Below are 2,241 nucleotides of genomic sequence, written 5' to 3' on the forward strand. Positions count from 1 at the left end.
CTTCAGGCGCTTACTGAAGCGGGTATTAAATTTTGCAAGATTGGCGGCACCAGTGCGGGTTCGATTGTGTGTTCATTGTATGCGCAGGGGATGGAGCCTTATGCTATTCTGCAGATCTTTTTAAAAACCCAGCTCTATAAATTTCTTCGACCAGCTTTCAGAAATGCAGGATTGCTTTCACTTGATAATACGAGGCCCTTGTTTTTGGAGCATTTACCCCATGATTCATTTGAGGGATTAAAAACACCATTGGTTATCGCTGCTACGGATTTTAGTGAGGGGAAGCTGAGGTATTTCTCATCGGGTAATCTAATTGAAGCTGTTCTGGCCTCCTGTTCTATTCCAGGAGTATTTAAACCTATCATTATCGAGGGGAAAATGTATGTGGATGGCGGGGTACTCGACAACTTTCCAATTGAACCCATCCGACGGGATTGCGATTTTATAATTGGTTCGTCTTGCAATCACCTACCTGTAGTAAGTACCATCTCAAATTTCCGCAAGTTATTCGAAAGGGCTGCCATCATGTCCATCAACTCGGATATGGAAAACAAATGTCAGTACCTCGACGTCCTTATCGAGCCGGAGGGAATGGGGGCAACAAGTGTTTTTGATGTGAAGAAAACGGAAGAGATTTATTGGTTATCGTATAATGCAGCGCTGATGAAGTTGAAGAGTGATGAAAAGTTGGTGGGGTTGATTGCGAAGATAAAGGAGAAGTAACCAAAAAGCCCATAACTATCCGTTACGGGCTTCCTATATATTATAAATCGTTAGGTTATTTCAAAATCCTCAACACCGCTTTCAAGCAGATGTAAGTACCAATAATGAACAAGATATTCGAAATGGCATCAATAAACATCCAGCTGCCTGTGAAACGAAGGAAAGTACCAATCAGGCCGATTACAATACCGACAACAATCAGGTTGTAATGTGCAGGGTCATTTGACTCTTCGGTGCGTTTGTTTTTATAAGTTTCTTCCATTTTCTGTGTTTGAGATCTACGAAAATACTAATCTATTTTACAGTTTAAAATTCTAATCTGCTTTTATCCGTTTGATAAGGCTGCTGCACCACTTACAATTTCCGTAAGTTCTGTGGTAATTGCTGCCTGTCTCGCCTGGTTGTAAGAAAGTTTAAGCGCTTTTAAAAGATCGCCTGCATTTTCTGTTGCCTTATCCATTGCCGTCATACGCGCACCGTGTTCTGAAGCGTGTGAATCAAGGATAGCTTTATAAACCTGTGTCTTGATTGACTTAGGTATTAGCTGCTCCACAATTTCTTCCTGTGAAGGCTCGAGGATATAATCCGTTTGGCTTGTACTTTCAGTTACTGCTGCTCTTGGCACCGGCAATAATTGCTCAGTAGTAAGAATCTGAACAGCGGCGTTTTTAAACAAGTTGTAAACCAGCTCTACCCTATCGTATTCACCTTTAGCAAAACCAGCCATGATCGCTTCCGTGATCTTCGAAGCATTTTCAAAAGTCAGGTCGGTATACAGTTCATTATTGTTTCCGACAACATTATATTTACGCTTCTCATAAAAATCCTGAACTTTCTTTCCGATGGCAACAATTTGAACATTCCCTTTACGGTACTGATCAGCATATTTCTCAGAAATGAGGTTGTTCGCCGTTTTGATCACATTCATGTTGAATGCACCTGCAAGTCCCCTGTTCGAAGATATTGCAATGATCAACACTTTGTTTGGCTCGCGCTCCTGAATAAAAGGGGAATTTGATTGTTCCAAACTGGCTGAAAGATTAGCCAGGATGTCTCTCATCTTATTGGCGTAAGGCCTCAACTGTATAATAGCACTGGTTGCCCTCTTCAACTTAGCCGCCGAAACCATTTTCATGGCTTTAGTGATCTGCTGCGTTGAGGTAACGGATGCTATACGGTTTCTTACTTCTTTTAAATTAGCCATTTTTGTTAGATGCGAGATGTGAGATATGAGATGTGAGAACAAAAGTCTCTATCTCAAATCTCAAATCTATTGTCTCAAATCTTATTAATATTTATTTCCTAATTCCTTAGCAACCGTCTCCAGCGCCTTGGTAATTTCATCATCCAATTTACCAGCTTTAAGTCCCTGTAAAACTTCAGGATGACGTTGCTCTAATTGCTGAATGAATTCTGCTTCAAATTCTTTTACCTTGTTTACAGGAACATTACGCATTAGGTTTTTAGTACCTACGTAAAGAATCGCAACTTGCTTCTCAACTGGTTCTGGTGAGAACT

The 2,241-nt window shown here is 40.7% G+C and carries 3 protein-coding genes and 1 pseudogene; 1 reads left to right on the forward strand and 3 read right to left on the reverse strand.

Annotation, left to right across the window (positions count from 1 at the left end; translation table 11 throughout):
• A partial coding sequence (locus WBJ10_RS14565; RefSeq protein WP_424291553.1) for a patatin-like phospholipase family protein occupies nucleotides 1-723 on the forward strand: 723 nt, incomplete at its 5' end.
• Between the two features lie 55 nt (nucleotides 724-778).
• Here the strand turns inward: WBJ10_RS14565 and WBJ10_RS14570 are convergent.
• The 3 genes and pseudogenes from WBJ10_RS14570 to WBJ10_RS14580 form a co-directional block, all read right to left on the reverse strand.
• Complete coding sequence (locus WBJ10_RS14570) at nucleotides 779-985, reverse strand: hypothetical protein (RefSeq protein WP_424291555.1); 207 nt, start codon at nucleotides 983-985, stop codon at nucleotides 779-781.
• A gap of 63 nt (nucleotides 986-1,048) precedes the next feature.
• Entirely contained in the window at nucleotides 1,049-1,927 is an 879-nt protein-coding gene (atpG, locus tag WBJ10_RS14575) for an ATP synthase F1 subunit gamma (protein ID WP_424291557.1), read from the reverse strand.
• 84 nt (nucleotides 1,928-2,011) lie between these two features.
• A pseudogene (locus WBJ10_RS14580) lies at nucleotides 2,012-2,241 on the reverse strand (F0F1 ATP synthase subunit alpha); the annotation flags it as partial.

Source organism: Daejeonella sp. (assembly GCF_049655485.1).
In the GTDB taxonomy this organism is placed as follows: Bacteria; Bacteroidota; Bacteroidia; order Sphingobacteriales; family Sphingobacteriaceae; genus Daejeonella.